General features: G+C 72.4%; 17 protein-coding genes. 3 read left to right on the top strand and 14 right to left on the bottom strand.

All coding sequences use genetic code 11. The features are described 5' to 3' along the window. Positions 1-89 precede the first annotated feature (89 nt). The 5 genes from JW592_RS09685 to infC form a co-directional block, all read right to left on the bottom strand. Positions 90-1,145 carry a sensor histidine kinase gene (locus JW592_RS09685; RefSeq protein WP_209264528.1) on the bottom strand — a complete coding sequence of 352 codons (1,056 nt, stop codon included), beginning with the start codon at positions 1,143-1,145 and terminating at the stop codon, positions 90-92. A 71-nt stretch (positions 1,146-1,216) separates the two neighbouring features. After that, positions 1,217-2,020, bottom strand: a complete 804-nt coding sequence (locus tag JW592_RS09680) for a TrmH family RNA methyltransferase (protein ID WP_209264527.1) — start codon at positions 2,018-2,020, stop codon at positions 1,217-1,219. A gap of 179 nt (positions 2,021-2,199) precedes the next feature. Next, positions 2,200-2,583 carry a 50S ribosomal protein L20 gene (gene rplT, locus JW592_RS09675; protein ID WP_114020547.1) on the bottom strand — a complete coding sequence of 128 codons (384 nt, stop codon included), beginning with the start codon at positions 2,581-2,583 and terminating at the stop codon, positions 2,200-2,202. 78 nt (positions 2,584-2,661) lie between these two features. Then, entirely contained in the window at positions 2,662-2,856 is a 195-nt protein-coding gene (gene rpmI, locus JW592_RS09670; RefSeq protein WP_019360090.1) for a 50S ribosomal protein L35, read from the bottom strand. A gap of 103 nt (positions 2,857-2,959) precedes the next feature. Then, positions 2,960-3,580 carry a translation initiation factor IF-3 gene (gene infC, locus JW592_RS09665; protein ID WP_209211742.1) on the bottom strand — a complete coding sequence of 207 codons (621 nt, stop codon included), beginning with the start codon at positions 3,578-3,580 and terminating at the stop codon, positions 2,960-2,962. 431 nt (positions 3,581-4,011) lie between these two features. Here infC and JW592_RS09660 point away from each other — a divergent pair, with 431 nt between their 5' ends. Continuing rightward, on the top strand, positions 4,012-4,386 hold the full coding sequence (locus JW592_RS09660) for a DUF1844 domain-containing protein (RefSeq protein ID WP_209264526.1): 375 nt from the start codon (positions 4,012-4,014) through the stop codon (positions 4,384-4,386). A gap of 20 nt (positions 4,387-4,406) precedes the next feature. Here the strand turns inward: JW592_RS09660 and JW592_RS09655 are convergent, their stop codons facing one another. Together JW592_RS09655 and JW592_RS09650 are read right to left on the bottom strand one after the other, a co-directional pair. Beyond that, positions 4,407-5,171 carry an MIP family channel protein gene (locus JW592_RS09655; RefSeq protein WP_229375501.1) on the bottom strand — a complete coding sequence of 255 codons (765 nt, stop codon included), beginning with the start codon at positions 5,169-5,171 and terminating at the stop codon, positions 4,407-4,409. 102 nt (positions 5,172-5,273) lie between these two features. Next, on the bottom strand, positions 5,274-6,041 hold the full coding sequence (locus tag JW592_RS09650) for an SseB family protein (RefSeq protein ID WP_209264525.1): 768 nt from the start codon (positions 6,039-6,041) through the stop codon (positions 5,274-5,276). 200 nt (positions 6,042-6,241) lie between these two features. Between JW592_RS09650 and JW592_RS09645 the strand changes: the two genes are divergently transcribed. Next, positions 6,242-7,081, top strand: coding sequence for a serine hydrolase (locus JW592_RS09645; protein ID WP_307805355.1), 840 nt, complete (start codon positions 6,242-6,244; stop codon positions 7,079-7,081). On the opposite strand, the gene mycP is transcribed toward JW592_RS09645, so the two are convergent. Both mycP and JW592_RS09635 read right to left on the bottom strand, forming a co-directional pair. Continuing rightward, a complete protein-coding gene (gene mycP / locus JW592_RS09640; RefSeq protein ID WP_209264524.1) occupies positions 6,978-8,264 on the bottom strand; it encodes a type VII secretion-associated serine protease mycosin in 1,287 nt (428 codons plus the stop codon). The two genes, JW592_RS09645 and mycP, sit on opposite strands and share 104 nt — an antisense overlap. Then, entirely contained in the window at positions 8,261-9,421 is a 1,161-nt protein-coding gene (locus tag JW592_RS09635; protein WP_307805354.1) for a hypothetical protein, read from the bottom strand. Before JW592_RS09635 ends, mycP begins: the two co-directional genes overlap by 4 nt. Positions 9,422-10,141: 720 nt before the next feature. On the opposite strand from JW592_RS09635, the gene JW592_RS09630 reads away from it, so the two are divergent. Then, on the top strand, positions 10,142-11,356 hold the full coding sequence (locus JW592_RS09630; RefSeq protein ID WP_209264523.1) for an amino acid deaminase/aldolase: 1,215 nt from the start codon (positions 10,142-10,144) through the stop codon (positions 11,354-11,356). Between the two features lie 70 nt (positions 11,357-11,426). Here JW592_RS09630 and JW592_RS09625 read toward each other — a convergent pair whose 3' ends face one another. The 5 genes from JW592_RS09625 to JW592_RS09605 form a co-directional block, all read right to left on the bottom strand. Next, positions 11,427-12,359 (bottom strand): DUF2510 domain-containing protein, encoded by a 933-nt coding sequence (locus tag JW592_RS09625; protein ID WP_229375575.1) that lies wholly within the window; start codon positions 12,357-12,359, stop codon positions 11,427-11,429. A gap of 72 nt (positions 12,360-12,431) precedes the next feature. Further along, on the bottom strand, positions 12,432-13,757 hold the full coding sequence (locus tag JW592_RS09620) for a haloacid dehalogenase-like hydrolase (RefSeq protein WP_209264521.1): 1,326 nt from the start codon (positions 13,755-13,757) through the stop codon (positions 12,432-12,434). Positions 13,758-13,896: 139 nt separating this feature from the next. Further along, positions 13,897-14,691: a 3-oxoacyl-ACP reductase gene (locus JW592_RS09615; protein WP_209264520.1), complete on the bottom strand. Its 795-nt coding sequence runs from the start codon at positions 14,689-14,691 to the stop codon at positions 13,897-13,899. Beyond that, complete coding sequence (locus JW592_RS09610) at positions 14,688-16,091, bottom strand: aldehyde dehydrogenase family protein (protein ID WP_209264519.1); 1,404 nt, start codon at positions 16,089-16,091, stop codon at positions 14,688-14,690. The genes JW592_RS09615 and JW592_RS09610 overlap by 4 nt, the downstream gene beginning before the upstream one ends. A gap of 32 nt (positions 16,092-16,123) precedes the next feature. Next, complete coding sequence (locus tag JW592_RS09605; RefSeq protein ID WP_209264518.1) at positions 16,124-17,491, bottom strand: glutamine synthetase family protein; 1,368 nt, start codon at positions 17,489-17,491, stop codon at positions 16,124-16,126. Positions 17,492-17,578 lie beyond the last annotated feature (87 nt).

Raw genomic sequence — 17,578 nt, 5'->3', positions numbered from 1 at the left:
CGCCTGGTGGCGGATAAGCGGAGGCCAGGGGCCCGGCCTCCGGTGCTGGCTGCGGGGTCGGCCCGTGGGCGCCGTGCGACCGGAACCGGTCAGGCCATGAAGGCCGGGGCGCCCACGGGCAGGATAAATCGGAACCTGGCGCCACCTTCCGGCGCCCGGTCGACGGTGATGACCCCGCCGTGCGCTTCGACGATTCCCTTGACGATGTAGAGGCCCAGGCCGGTGCCGCCGCGCCGGCTGCCACGCCAGAAGCGGGTGAACACGCGGCTCATGGACTCCTCCGGAATGCCTGGGCCCTCGTCGCTGACCGTCACGGCCGTCGCCGTACCGCCCGGCTCGCGCGGGGAAGAGGTGGGTTCGACCTCGATGGTGACAGTTCCCTCGCCGTGCCGCACCGCGTTTTCCAGCAGGTTGGCCAGCACTTGGTCGACCTTGTCCGGATCGGCCCAGAGATCGGGCAGCTCGTCGGCGATCGCGATCTTGAAACGGGAGGCCGGGCGGCCTGCGGCGACGTGCGCCTCCACGTGCCGCCGCACGGCGGCCGCCATGTCCAGCCGCTGACGGCGCACCTCCAGCCGTCCGGAGTCGATGCGGGAGATGTCCAGCAGCTCGGCGATGAGCCGGGTGACGCGGTTGGCGTCGGCGTTGACGGTCTCCAGCATCAGCCGCTTCTGGTCGTCGGTGAACCGCTCCCACTTGGCAAGCAGCGTGGCTGTGAACCCTTTGACCGAGGTCAGCGGCGAGCGCAGCTCGTGCGCCACGGTGGCGATCAGCTCGGCGTGGCTGCGTTCGGTGCGCCGTCTGGCCTCGGTGCCGCGCAGGGTGACCACGACCCGCTCCACCGGCCCGAGCGGGCGTTCGCGCACATAGCGCGCCGCGACCAGCACCTCGTGGCCGCCGGGCAGCAGCAGGTTCCGCTCGGGCTGCCGGGTGCGGATGGCAGGGCCGCCGTAGGGGTCGGTCAGCTGCCACCAGCGGCGCCCGTCCAGATCCTCCAGCGGGAGCGCGGCGTGCAAGGGAGTGCCCAGCGCCTGCTCGCGCGTCCGCCCGGTGATCCGGACCGCCGCGGCGTTGAAGCAGACGACGTGCCCGGTGCCGTCGGCGATCACAAGCCCGTCGGGCAGGTCGTCGGGCCGCACATCCATCCCGTTCCGCCCCTCCTCCTGCGCCCTCGCTGCACGGCACCCTACTAGCTCTGAGTGACCGCGTGGCACCCTCAGCGGGACCGGTGGGCGCGGGCCGAGGCGTAGAGGCAGACGGCTGCCGCCGTCGCCAGGTTGAGGCTCTCGGCGCGGCCGTGCAGGGGCACCCGCACCACCGAGTCGGCCAGCGCACGGGTCTCCTCGGGCAGCCCCCACGCCTCGTTGCCGAACACCCATGCGGTGGGCCCGGCCATCGCGCCGGAGTCCAGCTCCTCGTCCAGGTCCCGCTCCCCCGCGCCGTCGGCGGCCAGCACCCGCACCCCGGCCCCGGCCAGCCCGCGGGCCGCCTCCTCGACGGGCACGTCGACCACGACCGGGAGATGGAAGAGCGATCCGGCGGAGGCGCGCACCGCCTTGGGGTTGTAGATGTCCACCGAGGCGTCGGTCAGCACCACGGCGTCGGCTCCCGCGGCATCGGCGCAGCGCAGCACGGTCCCGGCGTTGCCGGGGTCGCGTACGTGCGCGAGGACGGCGACCAGCCGCGGCCTCGCCGCCAGGACCTCTGTCAGCGGCCGGTCCAGGAAACGGCACAGCCCCACGATGCCCTGCGGGGTCACGGTGTCGGACATCTCCGCGACGACCTCGTCGGACGCGGTGAGCACCGGGACGCGCGCCGAGCGGGCCGCGTCGAGCAGCTCCGGGTGCCGTTCCGCGGCCTCCGGTGTCACATACACCTCGACCAGATGCTCCATCGCCTCCCGCACAGCCTGCGGCCCCTCGGCGAGGAACCGTCGCTCCTTGCCGCGGAAACTCCGCTTGCCGAGCTTGCGCGCGGCGGTGACACGGGGAGACCGCAGAGAGGTCAACTCGGGTTGCATGGGCGGGGGTTGCTCACTTTCAGAAACGCTTCTCGCCGCCGTGGAGGCACCCCCGTGCGGAGCATGGGGGAGAGAACCACGACGGCGAGAGGGAGGTACCGCCCGGCCGGAGGCCGGGGGGTGAAGTATCGACGGCGTCAGCCACCACCACGCTCGGCCGACGGCGAAGCCGCAACCGCTCAGGCGGCCTTCGGCGCGTTGACGTCGCTCGGCAGCGCCTTCTGCGCGACCTCGACCAGCGCGGTGAAGGCGGCGGCGTCGTTGACCGCGAGGTCGGCCAGCATCTTGCGGTCGACCTCGATGGAGGCGGCCTTCAGACCCTGGATGAAGCGGTTGTAGGTGATGCCGTTGGCGCGGGCAGCGGCGTTGATCCGCTGGATCCACAGCTGACGGAAGTCGCCCTTGCGCTTCTTGCGGTCGTTGTAGTTGTAGACGTAGGAGTGGGTGACCTGCTCCTTCGCCTTGCGGTACAGGCGGGAACGCTGGCCGCGGTAGCCGCTGGCCTGCTCCAGGATCGCCCGGCGCTTCTTCTGAGCGTTTACTGCCCGCTTGACGCGTGCCACGTGATTACTCCTTGTTGGCGGGGCCGGGAGGGGACCTCACTCCGGCCCAGGTCGATGGGGTCCCGGTCGTGCGGGGACTTACTTGCCGAGAAGCTTCTTGATCTTCTTGGCGTCGGCCGGGGCCGCTTCGGTCTTGCCGGCAAGGCGGCGCGTCAGCGTGGACGGCTTGTGCTCGAGAAGGTGGCGGCGGCCGGCGCGCTGGCGCATCACCTTGCCGGAGCCGGTGACCTTGAAGCGCTTGCGGGCACCACTGTGCGTCTTGTTCTTCGGCATGTCGCCGTTTCACTCCTCGTCGGTGACGCTCCCGCTGTCGTGTGGGCAGGCGGAAGCGCCAGTTGGTTCGTTATGGGTTCCAGGGCGGGTGCCCCGGGAGGGCTCACGCCTCGGCAGGCTCCTCGGCGGACTCCTCAGCGGGAGCGGACCCCTGCTGGCGCTCCGCCTTGCGGGCGGCCTGCGCCTCACGGGCCTCGGCCATCGCCTCGGTCTTCTTCTTGTGCGGACCGAGAACCATGATCATGTTGCGGCCGTCCTGCTTCGGGTTGGACTCCACGAAGCCCAGGTCCGACACGTCGTCCGCGAGCCGCTGGAGCAGCCGGAAGCCCAGCTCGGGGCGGGACTGCTCACGACCGCGGAACATGATCGTGATCTTGACCTTGTCACCCTGCTTGAGGAACCGGACGACGTGACCCTTCTTGGTGTCGTAGTCGTGCGGATCGATCTTCGGCCGGAGCTTCATCTCCTTGATGACCGTGTGCGCCTGGTTCTTGCGCGCTTCACGGGCCTTCATGGCCGACTCGTACTTGAACTTGCCGTAGTCCATGAGCTTGCACACCGGCGGACGGGCGTTCGCCGCGACCTCGACCAGGTCGAGGTCGTACTCCTGGGCGAGCTCCAGGGCCTTGGCAAGCGGCACGATGCCGACCTGCTCGCCGCTGGGACCGACGAGTCGCACCTCGGGGACGCGAATGCGGTCGTTGATGCGGGGCTCGGCGCTGATGGGGCCTCCTCGGGTACACCGCGCGAGCGTCTGGCGGACGGCCGCGCATGAGTTACGTAATCAGTGGGTGACCACCGCTCGCGAGCGCAAAAAACGCCCCGGACGGGTCACAGGCGGGGCTCCTCACAGACCGGGAGCACCGCCGCGGTACTCCGCGGGGCGCAGCCTGACCGTTGACCCGCGGCCCGCAGGGCCACCAGGTGGGAGATCGGAGCCTCCACTTGCGGGCTGGAGCCCGGCCCTCGTCGTTGCTGACAGGGGACAGTCTTCAGCCGGTCGATATCCCAGCATAGCAGCAGAGCGTACGGAGCGCCGCGCGCGGCACCGGCGGGGGCGTCCGGCGCGGCCTCCGCGGGACCACCGGCCGCTACGGCGGCGGGCGGGACGGCCCGTACGACAATACGGGAGCGGCGGGGCTTAGGCTGACCCGCATGAGCGACGCCGCAGCCGCCGGGCAGCCCTCCGGTGAGAACCCCGACTTCGACAGCCTGACCCGCGACATCGCGGACGTTCCCGCGGTCGAGGTGATCACCACCGTCGCGGTGCACCTGATGAGTTCCGCCGCCGTCAATCTGGGCCTGGCCGAGGAGGGCGAGCAGCACAAGGACCTGGACGAGGCGCGCAAGCTGATCCACGCCCTGGCCGGGCTGATCACCGCGAGCGCCACCGAGATCGGCTCCTACCACGCGGCACCGCTGCGCGACGGCCTCAAGTCGCTCCAGCTCGCCTTCCGTGAGGCATCCACCGTGCCCGACGAGCCGGGCCAGGGGCCCGGCGAGAAGTTCACCGGGCCCGTGCACGGCTGAGCCTCCGGGCCCCACCGGCCTCAGCTGACCCTCATCTCGCGCCGGGGCCGCCGGTTCGGCTGCGGATGCGTGATCATGTGCACATACGCCGCGACGGCCGCGCCGACCAGCGGCGCCACGATGAACATCCACAGCTGGGTCAGCGCCGCTCCGCCGGCGAAGAGGGCCGGGCCCAGACTCCGCGCCGGGTTCACCGAGGTGCCGGTCAGCGGAATGCCGACCAGGTGGACGGTGGCCAGCGCGATACCGATGGGCAGCCCGTCGAAACCGACGACCGCCACCTTGTGGGTCACCGCGAGCACCGTGTAGACGAACAGAAACGTCAGGATCAGCTCGGCGACGAAGGCCCCGCCGGTGTTGATGTGCACCGCGGAGCGGTCACCGAAGCCGTTGCTGCCGAAGCTGCCGCTCGTCTCCAGCCCCGGAACCTGCTTGGCGACCAGGAAGAGCAGCGCGGCTCCCGCGATACCGCCCACCAGCTGTGCGACCCAGTACTTGACGGCCATCTCGATGTCCAGCCGTCCGGCCAGGAACATCCCCAGCGTCACCGCCGGGTTCACATGGGAGCCGGAGATCGGACCGATGGCGTACGCGAGCGCGAGCAGTACGAAGCCGAAGGTGAGCGCGATGCCCAGCGAGCCGACGTACTCGGCCGCCAGCACGGCCGCACCGACCCCGAAGAACACCAGCAGCAGGGTGCCCAGGAACTCGGCAGCGATCGGCTGTGGCTTGTCTTCCAGGTCTCTGAGCTGTTCCGGGCTCGCCTGGAGCGACTTGACCTGCATGTCGACCTCCCGTGGGGGTCGTAGGAGGCAGCCGGGACTCGGAACTGTCCCGGCGCTCTCCTGAGTGTCCGACGCGTCCGCCGGGCTCGCACGTCGGCGAGGTCAGTCCTGCTCCGAGCGGTAGAAGGCCGCCTTCGGCAGCGGGCTGCCCGGCGGGAGCAGCGCCAGGTCGAGCCCGCCCACCAGCCGGGAGCGAAGCGTCTCGTCGGCGGCCAGCGCCCCGGCGACCCGTTGCGCGACGGCCGAGACCTCGGCTCCGGGTTCGAGGGCGAGAGCGAGGGTGCCGTCCGCGGCTCCCTCGCCGCCGGGGGCCCCTGGCACCAGGTGGGCGCCGGTCACCGCGGGCTCGGCCGCGAGCACGGCCCGCAGCGCGTCGGCGACGGCCGGGTCGGCCGACGCCGGGGTGTGGACGCGACCCTCGGCGAGCGCGTGCAGCGCGGGCCCGGTCACCTCGAAGGGGACCGGCCCGGCCACGTCGAGCAGCAGGGTGTCCGCCTGCTCGTGCGCCACGGCCTGCAGCGCCTGATGCAGCGGTACGGCCACCGGGCGCGCGTCGGGACGCCAGCGGGCCAGTGCCCCGGTCGAAGTGAAGGCGGGCAGCGCCCGGCGGCCACCCGGTGCGTTGAGAGTGGGGACCGCCATGTCGCTGGTCTTGTCGCGGCGCAGCCCGTCCTCGCCGGTCTCGGCCTCGGTGAGGACGGCGACGACCGGCACCAGCAGCCGGGCGCCGCGCAGCGCCGCCAGGACGCGGGTCTCGGCGCCGGGCGCCCGGCGGTCGTCCTGCCAGGCGGCGAGCGCGTCCGCGAGCTCGGCGTCGGCGGTGCCGTCGTCGCTGGAGAAGGCCGACTGAGGAATGTTCTTGAGCGCCACGCCCCGAGCGTATCGGGTGCACCGCGGGTGCCGGACGGGTAGACGCCCCGTCCGGGGCGTGGGGGTCTGCCCAAGCGCAAGAGCTGGCCGTTCAGGGGCGCGGCGAACTCCGCGACCAGCCACAACCGGCCCGCAGACAGCGGGCAGGGGCACCCCCGCCACGGCACAAGACCGACCGAGAAGGGTCTAACGTCGTCGCGGTGAACAAGCGAAGCGCAACCGCGTCGCCGCGCCTGGCTGTCGCCGCGGAGCCCTTGCACGGGGGCCGCCTCGATCCGGCGGCCCGGGCCGAGCGCCGGCGATTCGTCGCGGCGAGCGTGATGAAGGTGCACATCCTCGCGGCCCTGCTCCTACGGGTACGCGGCACGCGGGAGGTGACCGCTCAGGAGAGAACGTGGGCCGCCGCGATGATCGAGCGGAGCGACAACGAGGCGGCGAACGCGCTGTGGCGGGCCGCCGGGGGCGCCGAGGGGGTGGCCGCCGCCGGTCGTCTGCTGGGGCTGGCCGATACCAGCCCGGCCGAGGACGGACGGTGGGGCCTGACCACCACCACGGCCGCCGACCAGTTGGCGCTGCTGCGCGCCGTGCACGGGCGCGGGCCCCGGGCGCACGTGCTCACGCGGCCGGAGCGGCGGTGGGTGCGCGAGCTGATGCGCGGCGTCGTCCCCTCGCAGCGCTGGGGTGTGACGGCGGCCGGGGACAGCGCGGGTACGGCCCCCGGCTCCGCGGCCGACGAGGTGAAGAACGGCTGGCTGCCGCGTACGGCGACCGGGCTGTGGGTGATCAACAGCGTGGGCCGGGTGACCGTGGCGGGCCGCCCCTGGCTGCTCGCCGTCCTCTCGGACGGGCATCGCACGGCCGAGGAGGGCATCGCCGCGGTCGAAGCGGCCGCGCGCGCGGCGGTCGGCGCACGCACGGGCACACTCGCGGCCCCTCTCACGGACGGCCGGGCGGTGGCCCCTGGCCCCCCTGACCCCCCTGCGGGCCGGAGCCCGGCCAGCCGGCGCGGGCCGGCGGCCGACGCGGAATCCGCGGGGTGAATCCCCGGTGGACGGCGAGGGCGGTGCCGATCAGCACGGCGCCCAGCACGGCCGCCAGGATCGCGAACCAGCCCGGCCCGCCGGCACCCGGCCGCGCCGAGCCGAAGAACTTCTTGCCGTACGTACCGACGGCTGGGCGCTGTTCGCGGGGCTCGACGTGGGAGCCCATCTCGATGGCGGCGGCCGGGTCCACGATGCCGGTGCCGACCGCGTCGCTGCGCCCGCCCTCCGGGGTGTGCCCGGCGGTGTCCGAGATCAGCTTCTTGATCTGCGCGGGACTCAGGTCGGGGTGTGCGGCGCGGACGAGCGCCACCGCGCCCGAGGTGAAGGCCGCCGCCGCGCTGGTGCCCCAGCCCTGGTAGTAGGTGCGGTCCGGGTCGGCGATCAGGATGTCCTTGCCGGGCGCCGCCACGGTCGCGTACCAGCGGCGGGTGGAGAAGGCGGCCCGCGCGCCCTTGCGGTCGACGGCGGCCACCGCGATCACACCCGGGTAGGCGGCGGGGTAGGAGACGTGGTCGCCGTTCTCGCCGCCGTTCCCGGCCGAGGCGACGACCACAACGCCTTTGCGCAGCGCGTAGCGCACGGCGGCGTCCTCGCGGGCGTCGGGGTGCGCGGAGTCGCTGTCGTCGCCGAGGGAGAGGTTGATGACGTCGGCACCGTGGTCGGCGGCCCAGCGGATGCCGTCGGCCAGCGCGGACTTGCGCCGGTCGCGGGCCTTGGCGCGGTCCGGGTCCTTCTCCTCCAGCAGCACCCGCACCGGGAGGATGCGCGCCTCGGGCGCGATGCCGAGCACCCCGTCCTTGCCGCCCTTGCCATGGCCGTGTCCGGCGATGATCCCGGCCATCGCGGTACCGTGCCTGGCCCAGTGGCGGTCGCCCTTCTCGGCGCCCATGCGGATCATGTCCTTGCCGCCGCGGACGTTCCTGCGCAGGTCGGGATGGCTGCCGTCGACCCCGGTGTCCAGCACCGCGACGGTGATGCCCCGGCCCTTGGTCGTCTTCCACGCCTCCTTGGCGTGCAGCGCTTGGAGGGCCCACTCCTGCCGCTGCAGGCCCTCGCCCTCGGCGTGTGCCGTGCCCGCAGTGACGGGCAGCAGGGCGAGCAGGGCGCACACCAGGGTGACCAGGGCGCGACCGGCCGCCGCGGAGCGCGGAGGGCGCTGCGAGCGCGGCGCACGCTTCATCGGGCCTCCCCTTCCACCTCGTCGTCCTCGCCTTTGCCGGTCGAGCCCTTGCCGGTCGAGCCCTTGCCGTCCCGGCCCTTGCCGTCGCCGTCCGCCTCGGACTCCCGCTCCCCGGACTCCCGCCGGGTGGTGGCCTCGCGCAGACCGCGCTCGATGCGGTCGGCGATGCCCTGGGCGTCGTGACCGAGCCCTGCCTGCGCCGCAGCCGAGGTCTCGCCCTTGCGGGTGGCGTCGTTGGCCGGCTGGGGATCGGTGACTACGCGGCCGTCGGCGAAGCCGGAGACGGAGTAGACGACCACGGGCGCGTCCCGCAGCACACGTACGGTCCAGCTCGCCCGCTGCGCGTCACCGAACTCGGCGGCGACCGTGCCGCGCGCCGCGTACGGACGGGGCATCAGATCCGTGCGCTCGGCGAGGTTCTGGGCCGCGAACCGCTCCCGCAGGTCCCGCATGGCTGCCGGGTCGGCCTTGGTGAACATCAGACCGACCGTGGTGACGCTGGTGGAGGTCTCGTCGGCGTAGGTGGCCCGCACCAGCCTGCCGCAGCCCACCGGGGCCAGCGCCTTGGCCAGCAACGAGTCGAAGGCGCGCGCGCAGCCGCTGTCGGGTGCGACAGCGATGCGCGTCCAGCGCCGGTCCGCGCTGCCGGGCCCTGCGCCCTTGCCCTTGAGGGTGCGGGGGAACAGCTCGTCGACGGGCAGCTGGTGCCAGGCGGCGCGTGCGCCGTCGAAGCCCGCCGCCACGGCGGGCCGTTCGGCGGCGTCCCCGGAGAGCAGCACGCCCGTGCCCGCGCCGCCCAGCAGGCCGACGCCGAGCACGAGGCAGACGGCGACGACGACCGAACGGATGGTCAGCTGCGCGTGCCCGCCGGAATCCGCGGCCGATGCCGGTCCGAAGAGAGTGACGGCAGGTCGCGGGGGCGGCGGGTGCGGCGCGGCCGCCGCGGTCGGCGGCTCCGATGGGGCAGGTGCCGCCCGTACGTCAGGCGCCGCCGACAGGTCCGACGCGGCAGGTGCGCCCGGCGGTCGCTCGCCCGCACCGGTGCGGGCCCGGCCTGCCTGGCGGCCGTTGCCGAACGGACCGGCGGCGGTGTCCCCGGTCCCGGTGCGGTCCCCGTTCGAGGGGCCGTCCGGCGCCTGCGCCGGGGCGCCGGACACGGGTCTGTCGCCGCGGACCGGCCCTCGCGGGGCGGGCCTGCGGGGAGCTGTGAGGGGTTCGCCGGTGGGGGGCGCGGGCTGCGGCGGCGGGGTGGGGACGGGGGGACTGAGGGTGTGCGCGGGGTCGCGGGGGGCGGGTACCGAGAGCTGCTCGGAGCGCTCCGCGACGTCCCCCTCTCCCCCCTCCCGTGCCCTCTCCCTGAAATATGGCATCTGTGGGCTGGACTCGTCTTCCGTGGTCGGCTCCGCCTCCGGCTCGCGCCCCTTCTCCGGGCCGGTACGGGCCGTACCGTCTACGGGCGGTTCCGTGGCCGACGGCGGGGAGGGGGGACGTGGGGGGACGCCAGGACGCGGAGGGACAGCGGGGCGGGGCGGGACGGCGGGCCTGGGTGGAGTGGCCGGGGGCTCGGGGACTGCGGCGCGGTCGGCGTCGGTGCCCATGTGCGCCCCCCTTCGCGCCCTACCGCCACGCACGAACGCCGGGTTGAGCGGGCATGTTCGTCGTGGCCACAGTGAACTGTTCGCCGTGTGCCGTCCCGTCACGGCGTGCGGCGTCACTCTACGGTGCGCACCGGGAGGGACGGCAACCCGGCCGAAACAGCGGTGACCCCCTTGTCAGGTGCGCGAACGCGCTCGTCAGATGCGCGAAAGCGCCGCGCGGAGCACGGTGGCGCGGTTCCGGGGCTGTGCGGCGGCGGACGCCCATGGCAAGCTGCGAGGGTGTTCGATACGACTGCCGATCCCGCCGCCGACCGTGCCCGGTACGACCGGGCGACGGCCCAGCTGGACGCGCCGCTCGCGCTGGTCGACCTGGCCGCGTTCGACGCCAACGCGGAGGACCTCCTGCGCCGTGCCGGGGGCAAGCAGCTGCGGGTGGCCAGCAAGTCGGTGCGCTGCCGCGCGCTGTTGGAGCGGGTGCTGGCGAAGGACGGCTTCAGCGGGGTGATGAGCTACACCCTCGCAGAGTCGCTGTGGCTGGCCCGGTCGGGCATCACCGATGTGCTGCTGGCCTACCCCTCGGCCGACCGCGCCGGGTACGCGGAGCTGGCCTCGGACCCGAAGCTGGCCGCGGCCGTGACCGTGATGGTGGACGACCCGGCGCAGCTCGCACTGATCGACGCGGCTCGGGACGGCGGCCGCGAGGAGATCCGGGTCTGTCTCGAACTGGACACCTCGCTGCGGCTGCTGGGTGGCCGGCTCCGCGTCGGCGCCCGCCGCTCTCCGCTGCACTCCCCCGCCGACCTGGCCGAACTGGCCCGTACCGTTCAGCGCCGCCCCGGTTTCCAGCTGGTGGGTGTGATGGGCTACGAGGGCCATGTGGCGGGAGTGGGGGACGCCGTTCCGGGCGCTGCCCTGCGCTCGCGCGCCGTACGGCTGATGCAGGCGGCGGCCAGGCGGGAGCTGGCCGGGCGCCGCGACGCGGCGGTGCGTGCGGTCCGCGCGGTGGCGCCGGACCTGGAGTTCGTCAACGGCGGCGGTACGGGCAGCGTCCAGCACACGGCGGCCGAGGAGACGGTGACGGAGGTGGCGGCCGGCTCGGGCCTGTATGTGCCGCATCTGTTCGACAACTTCACCTCGTTCACCGGCCGCCCCGCCGCGCTGTTCGCCATGCCGGTGGTGCGCAGGCCCGGGGTGGGGGTCGTCACGGTGCTGGGCGGCGGCTACCCCGCTTCCGGCGCCGCGGGCCCCGACCGGCTGCCCCGGCCCTACCTGCCCGGCGGGCTGCGTTACGACCCGCAGGAAGGGCCCGGCGAGGTGCAGACTCCGCTGCTGGGCCAGGCCGCCGACGATCTGCTCATCGGCGACAAGGTGTGGTTCCGGCACGCCAAGGCGGGCGAGCTGTGTGAACGGTTCGACGCGCTGCACCTGGTGGAGGGCGACCGGGTGACGGGGTCGGTGCCCACCTACCGGGGCGAGGGCATGACGTTCCTGTGACGACGGACGCGGGACCACCGCGTTCGCGTCCTCGGCGCGTCCGTCCGCCGGTCCGGCGTGGGCCGTTCCGTCAGACGGTCTTCCTCGGACCCTCGTCCTGGCCGGTGCCGGTCGCGACCACGCCCTTGCGCAGGTCGTCCAGGACGGACACCGGCGAGGCGTCCTCGGCGTCCGCGATGTCCACGCTGCTCCACAGCACGAGCGTGCTCGCCGAGCTCTCCGGCGAGCGGAAGACGACGGCCTCCACATACGCGTCCGGCTTGAGCTTGTTCTTCACCCGCCACCGAACGCGGTAGCCCTTCTCACCAGCGACGGTCACGGCACCGGACTCGACGACCTTGTGCGACGTGATGCCGCCGTACGACTTCTTCGGGTACGACGCCTTGGCGTTCTTCGCCACCTGGGCCTCGGTCAGCTCCCGCAACTCGTCGTCGTCACTCCAGGACCCCCTGGTCTCCTTGATGAAGCCGCCGCCCCGGACACACTTCTTCCCGGCGGAGTCAGCAGGACACCTGTAGGCGCTCTTGCTGAGCGCTGCAGCGTTGTGGTCGTTGGCCCGCTGCCAGCCCTCCGGGACGGTGAGGCCGATACCGAGCAGCGGGTCGCGGGCCACCCGGGGGATCGGGGACGGCGCGTCCGAGGGCGGGTCCGAAGGGGAGTCCTCGTCCTCGGGCGGAGCGGACTCGCCCTTGCCCTTGGACCCGTCCGGCGAGGACGAGGAGCGGGCCGCCTCCGGCTTCTCCTCGTCCGAGCCACCGCCCAGCAGCAGCACCCCGCCGACCGCGAGCGCGGCCGTCAGCACGACCGCGCCCAGAATGCCGGCGACGAGCGGTCCGCGCCCGGCACCCTTGCCGTTGGGGCCCGGCTGCCCGGCGGTGCCGGTGACGGTGCCCGCGCCGGGCCGCGTGTGACTGGTCCAGGCGGTGCCGTCCCACCAGCGCTCCTGCGGCGGGAGTTGGGGCGTCTGCCCGGGATCGGGGTACCAGCCGGGCGGGGTCGTCATACTCACGGTCGCAGCCTATGGCACACCTGTGCGACTTTGCGGGGCGGCCCTGACGTGGTACTCCGCTGGTCCCTACGCCTTTTCGCCGTACGCGGTGTCCTTCTGGTCCGGGACGATCGAACCGTCGCTCCTGCGGACCGGGCCCAGTGAGCCGTCAGGGCTGGTGAAGCCCCCGGTGGCGCACGGGTACGGCTCCTTCTTGCGGGGCAGCGGCTCGATGAACATCGGATTCACCGCCCAGCGCCCGTCCGCGTCGTCGTAGCCCCGGCACATGATCTCCGGCTTGTTGCGGTTGAGCACGAGGTGGGTGCCCGTCGCGTCCCCCACAAAGGTCACATCCGTGTCCGCGTCACCGCCGCCGATCGCGATGCGGTGCCGCCAGTCCTGCTTCTGCCAGGCACGGGCGCCCTTGATGCCGAAGATCTCCTGGTTGACGACGCAGCGCTTGCCCTCGATGTACGGGATCATCTCCCCTCTGCTGGGCGGCATGCCGCCGCAGCCCTCGGTGTAGGTGGTGATCCTGCCGTGCTTGACGACGCTGCGGATCGCGAGGGTGTGTTCGCGGTCGATGCCGACGCCGGCTGCCCACTCCTCAGCCACCGGCTCCGAGCCCGCCGAGACGATGTAGACGTCGAACCCGGCCTTCTCGAGCGTGCGGAGCAGGTCCTTCTGCTGCTCGTAGTAGCGGCTGTAGGCGGGCACCGTGTGGGTGCCGACCTTCTGCTCGCTGCCGATGGGCGCCGCCAGCGCCTCGTCGCGCGCGGCGCGTGCGTAGGCGCGGAGCTCCTTGACCGTGTGGCCCGCGAACAGTTGGGGGACCCAGGCGTACTCCGGAACGGTGCGGCGGTGGTTCCATTTTCCAGCGAACGCCTGTTCGCCGCTCATCGTCTCGGCTTCGCCGCGCACCTGGAGGATCTCGTCGGCACACGCGGCGTCGCTGGAGGTGGGGAGGGGGTGCCCGACCGGTACGTCGGTGCCGCACGCCTCGGTGAGGGCCCGGTCGGCGGCGGGGGTGAGCCACTTGCTGGTGGCCGCCCAGTCCTTGGGGCGGAGGATCTTGTCGTGCTTGAGGGCCCAGGCGATGGTGGCGTCGGTCGCGTCGTTCTTGACGATGGTGTTGTCCCAGTCGAACGCGGCCACGGGGCGGTGCCCTCGTTCGTCGCCGCGCCAATGGGACGAGCACTTGCCGCGCTCGTCGATGGTGCGTTGGAGCTTGGCGCGGTTCGCCCCGTACCACTTCAGCTTCGCTGAGAGCCGCGGACAATGGTGCCTGCCTTTTGAGGCGCCCGCTTGGGCGCCGGCGGCTTGGACGTTGGCCGCTTGGGCGCTGGCCGGTGTGAGGGTTGCGGTGAGGGCCGCGGCCATGGTGACGGCGGTCAGGACGGATCTGCTGCGCATGGGGCGCCCCTCCTGGTGATCGAGTTGACTCTGTGCACGCTACACGGATTGCGCCCTGGCCCCCGGACCCCCAACAACGGAAGGGAGCCAGAGGGCCGGGCCCTCAGCCAATGGCGGCGGCCTCAGCCAATGGCGGCGGTCACAGAGGGGTGACGTAGGCACCCGCGATGCCGCCGTCCACCAAGAACTCCGCGGCGTTCACGAACGAGGCATCATCGCTGGCGAGAAAAGCAACCGCCGCAGCGATCTCCTCCGCCTCGGCGAACCGCCCCACGGGCACATGCACCAGCCGCCGCTGGGCCCGCTCCGGGTCCTTCGCGAAGAGCTCCTTCAGCAGGGGGGTGTTCACGGGGCCGGGGCACAGCGCGTTCACCCGGATGCCCTCCCGTGCGAACTGGACTCCCAGTTCGCGGGACATGGCGAGGACACCGCCCTTGGACGCGGTGTAGCTGATCTGCGAGGTGGCGGCGCCCATCACGGCCACGAAGGAGGCCGTGTTGATGATGGAGCCCCTCCCCTGCTCCCGCATATAGGGGAGCACCGCCTTGCAGCACAGGTAGACCGACGTGAGGTTGACGTGCTGGACGCGCTGCCAGGCGTCCAGTCCGGTCTCCAGGATGGAGTCGTCGTCGGGTGGCGAGATGCCGGCGTTGTTGAAGGCGACGTCGACGGAGCCGTACGTCTCGTTCGCGGTGCGGAAAAGGGCTTCGACCTGTTCGGGGTCGGTGACGTCGGCGGTGACGTACAGCCCGCCGGTCGCTTCGGCGGCAGCCGCACCGCGCTCGGCGTCCACGTCGGCGCAGACGACATGTGCTCCCTCGGAGGCGAGGCGGCGGGCGGTCGCCAGACCGATGCCGCTGCCCGCGCCGGTGACGACGGCCGTACGCCCGACCAGGCGACGGCAGACGACGGCCTCGGTTTCGGTGGGGCTCACTGGCTCTCCTCAGTGCTGATGAAGACGTTCTTGGTCTCGGTGAAGGCGGCGAGCGCGCCGGGGCCGAGTTCGCGGCCGAGTCCGGACTGCTTGTAGCCGCCGAAGGGGGTGGAGTACCGCACGCTGCTGTGCGAGTTGACGGAGAGGTTCCCGGCGGCGACGGCGCGGGAGAGGCGCAGGGCGCGGGCGCTGTCGCGGGTCCAGATGGAGCCGGACAGTCCGTAGTCCGTGTCGTTGGCGAGCCGTACCGCCTCGTCCTCGTCGTCGAAGGGGACGACGACGGCGACCGGGCCGAAGATCTCTTCGACAGCGGCCCGCTCCCCCGCGGTGCCCCCCAGCACGGTGGCGGGGTACCAGTAGCCGGGGCCCTCGGGGACGGTGCCGCGGATGAGCGCCGGGGTGTCCTCGGGTACGTATCCGCGTACCCGCTCCCGGTGCGGGGCCGAGATGAGGGGCCCCATGGAGGTGGTGCTGTCGGCCGGATCGCCGGCCCGGAAGGCGTGGACCGCGGGCTCCAGGAGTTCGAGGAACCGGTCGTGGACGCTGCGGTGGACGAGGATGCGGCTGCGGGCGCAGCAGTCCTGGCCGGTGTTGTCGAGGAAGGAGCCGGGTGCCGCGGCAGCGGCGCGCTCCAGGTCGGCGTCGGCGAAGACGATGTTGGGGCTCTTGCCGCCGAGTTCGAGCGTCACGCGCTTCACGGAGGCCGCGCACTGAGCCATGATGCGTTTGCCGACGGCGGTCGAGCCGGTGAAGACGACTTTGGCGACGCGCGGGTGTTCGACCAGTGCGGTGCCGGTGACGGGCCCTTCGCCCGGCAGCACCTGGAAGAGGCCCTCGGGCAGTCCGGCCTCCAGGGCCAGCTCGGCCAGGCGCAGCGCGGTCAGCGGGGTGGTCTCGGCGGGTTTGAGGAGTACCGCGTTGCCTGCTGCGAGCGCGGGTGCGGTGCCCCAGGCTGCGATGGGCATGGGGAAGTTCCACGGCGCGATGACGGCGACGACGCCGAGCGGTTCCGCGAAGGTGAGGTTGACTCCGCCGGCGACCGGGATCTGGGCTCCGGTCAGCCGCTCGACGCCGCCCGCCGCGTAGTCGAGCAGGTCGCGTACGTTGCTCGCTTCCCAGCAGGCGTTGCCCAGCGGGTGCCCGGCCTCGCGCATCTCCAGGACGCCGAGTTCCTCGATGTGTCCGTCGACGGCGGAGGCGAACCGGCGCAGCAGCCGGGCCCGGTCGGCCGGGGGCAGCGCGGCCCACTCCGACTGGGCCGCGGTGGCCCGGGCGACTGCGCGGTCGACTTCCTCGGGGGTGGTGACGGGGACGCTGGTGATCAGTTCCTCGGTCGCCGGGTTGACGATCTGAAGCTTCTCGGCCGGTGGTCCGGCGGGTTCCTCTTGCTCGTGCTGCACTGCGGTGAAGTCCTTACCTGCGCTCGGGAGGGTTACATACGTTCGAAGGAGCGGTAGCGCTCCCAGTCCGTCACGGCGGTGTCGTAGGTCTGCTGTTCCACCCGGGCCATGTTGCTGTAGTGCGCCACCACTTCGCTGCCGAACGCCTCCCGGGCCAGAGCGCTCTCCTGCCACAGCGCGGCGGCCTCGCGCAGGGTGGTGGGTACGTGTTCGGCGTCACCGGTGTAGGCGTTGCCGGTGCAGGGCTGCGGGAGTTCCAGCTTGTTGTCGATGCCGTGCAGTCCGGCCGCGATCATTCCGGCGACGGCGAGGTACGGGTTGACGTCGCCGCCGGGGACGCGGTTCTCCAGCCGGTGGCCCTGGCCGTGGCCGATGACGCGCAGCGCGCAGGTGCGGTTGTCGGGTCCCCAGGCGACGGCGGTGGGCGCGAAGGAGCCGGGCTGGTAGCGCTTGTAGGAGTTGATGTTGGGCGCGTACAGCAGGGTGAACTCGCGCAGGGCTGCGAGTTGTCCGGCGAGGAAGTGCCGCATCAGCGGCGACATGCCGTGCTCGCCCGCCTGGTCGGCGAGGATCGCGCCGCCTTCCTCGTCGCGCAGCGAGAGGTGGATGTGGCAGGAGTTGCCCTCGCGCTCGTCGTACTTGGCCATGAAGGTGAGCGCCTGGCCCTGCTGCGCTGCGATCTCCTTGGCGCCGGTCTTGTAGATGACGTGCTGGTCGCAGGTGGTGAGCGCGTCGGCGTAGCGGAAGGCGATCTCGTGCTGGCCCAGATTGCACTCGCCCTTGGCCGACTCGACGACCATTCCGGCCACGGCCATCTCGTTGCGGATACGGCGCAGCAGGGGCTCGACGCGGCCGGTGCCGAGGATGGAGTAGTCGACGTTGTACTGGTTGGCGGGGGTCAGGCCACGGTAGGCGCTGTCCCATGCCTGTTCGTAGGTGTCCTGGAAGACCATGAACTCCAGCTCGGTGCCGACGTACGCGTGCCAGCCGCGCTCGGCGAGCCGGTCGAGCTGGCGCTGGAGGATCTGCCGGGGCGAGGCGGCCACGGGTGAGCCGTCGTGCCAGGCCAGGTCGGCGGTGAGCAGCGCGGTGCCGGGGTTCCAGGGGACGCGGCGCAGGGTGGCGGTGTCGCCGTGCATGGCGAAGTCGCCGTAGCCGCGCTCCCAGGAGGACATCTCGTAGCCGTCCACGGTGTTGAGCTCGACGTCGACGGCGAGCAGGTAGTTGCAGCCTTCGGAGCCGCCGTCGAGTACGTCGCTGAGGAAGTAGGGCGCGGCGAACCGCTTGCCCTGGAGTCGCCCTTGCATATCGGTGAAGGCCAGAACGATGGTGTCGATCTCGCCCGCGTCGACGAGTCTCCTCAGCTCGGAAACGGTGAGCGGTGGTGTGCGGTCTGCCACGAGTGGGCCTCCTGTCGGTCCGCGGAAGCCATAAGGTAGCCGTGCAGACCTTTGAAACGGAAGAGGGTCATCGAAACGGAAGGGGGT

The sequence above is a fragment of the Streptomyces spirodelae genome (assembly GCF_017676385.1).
In the GTDB taxonomy this organism is placed as follows: domain Bacteria; phylum Actinomycetota; class Actinomycetes; order Streptomycetales; family Streptomycetaceae; genus Streptomyces; species Streptomyces spirodelae.
This window is presented reverse-complemented; position numbering and strand designations above follow the sequence as displayed.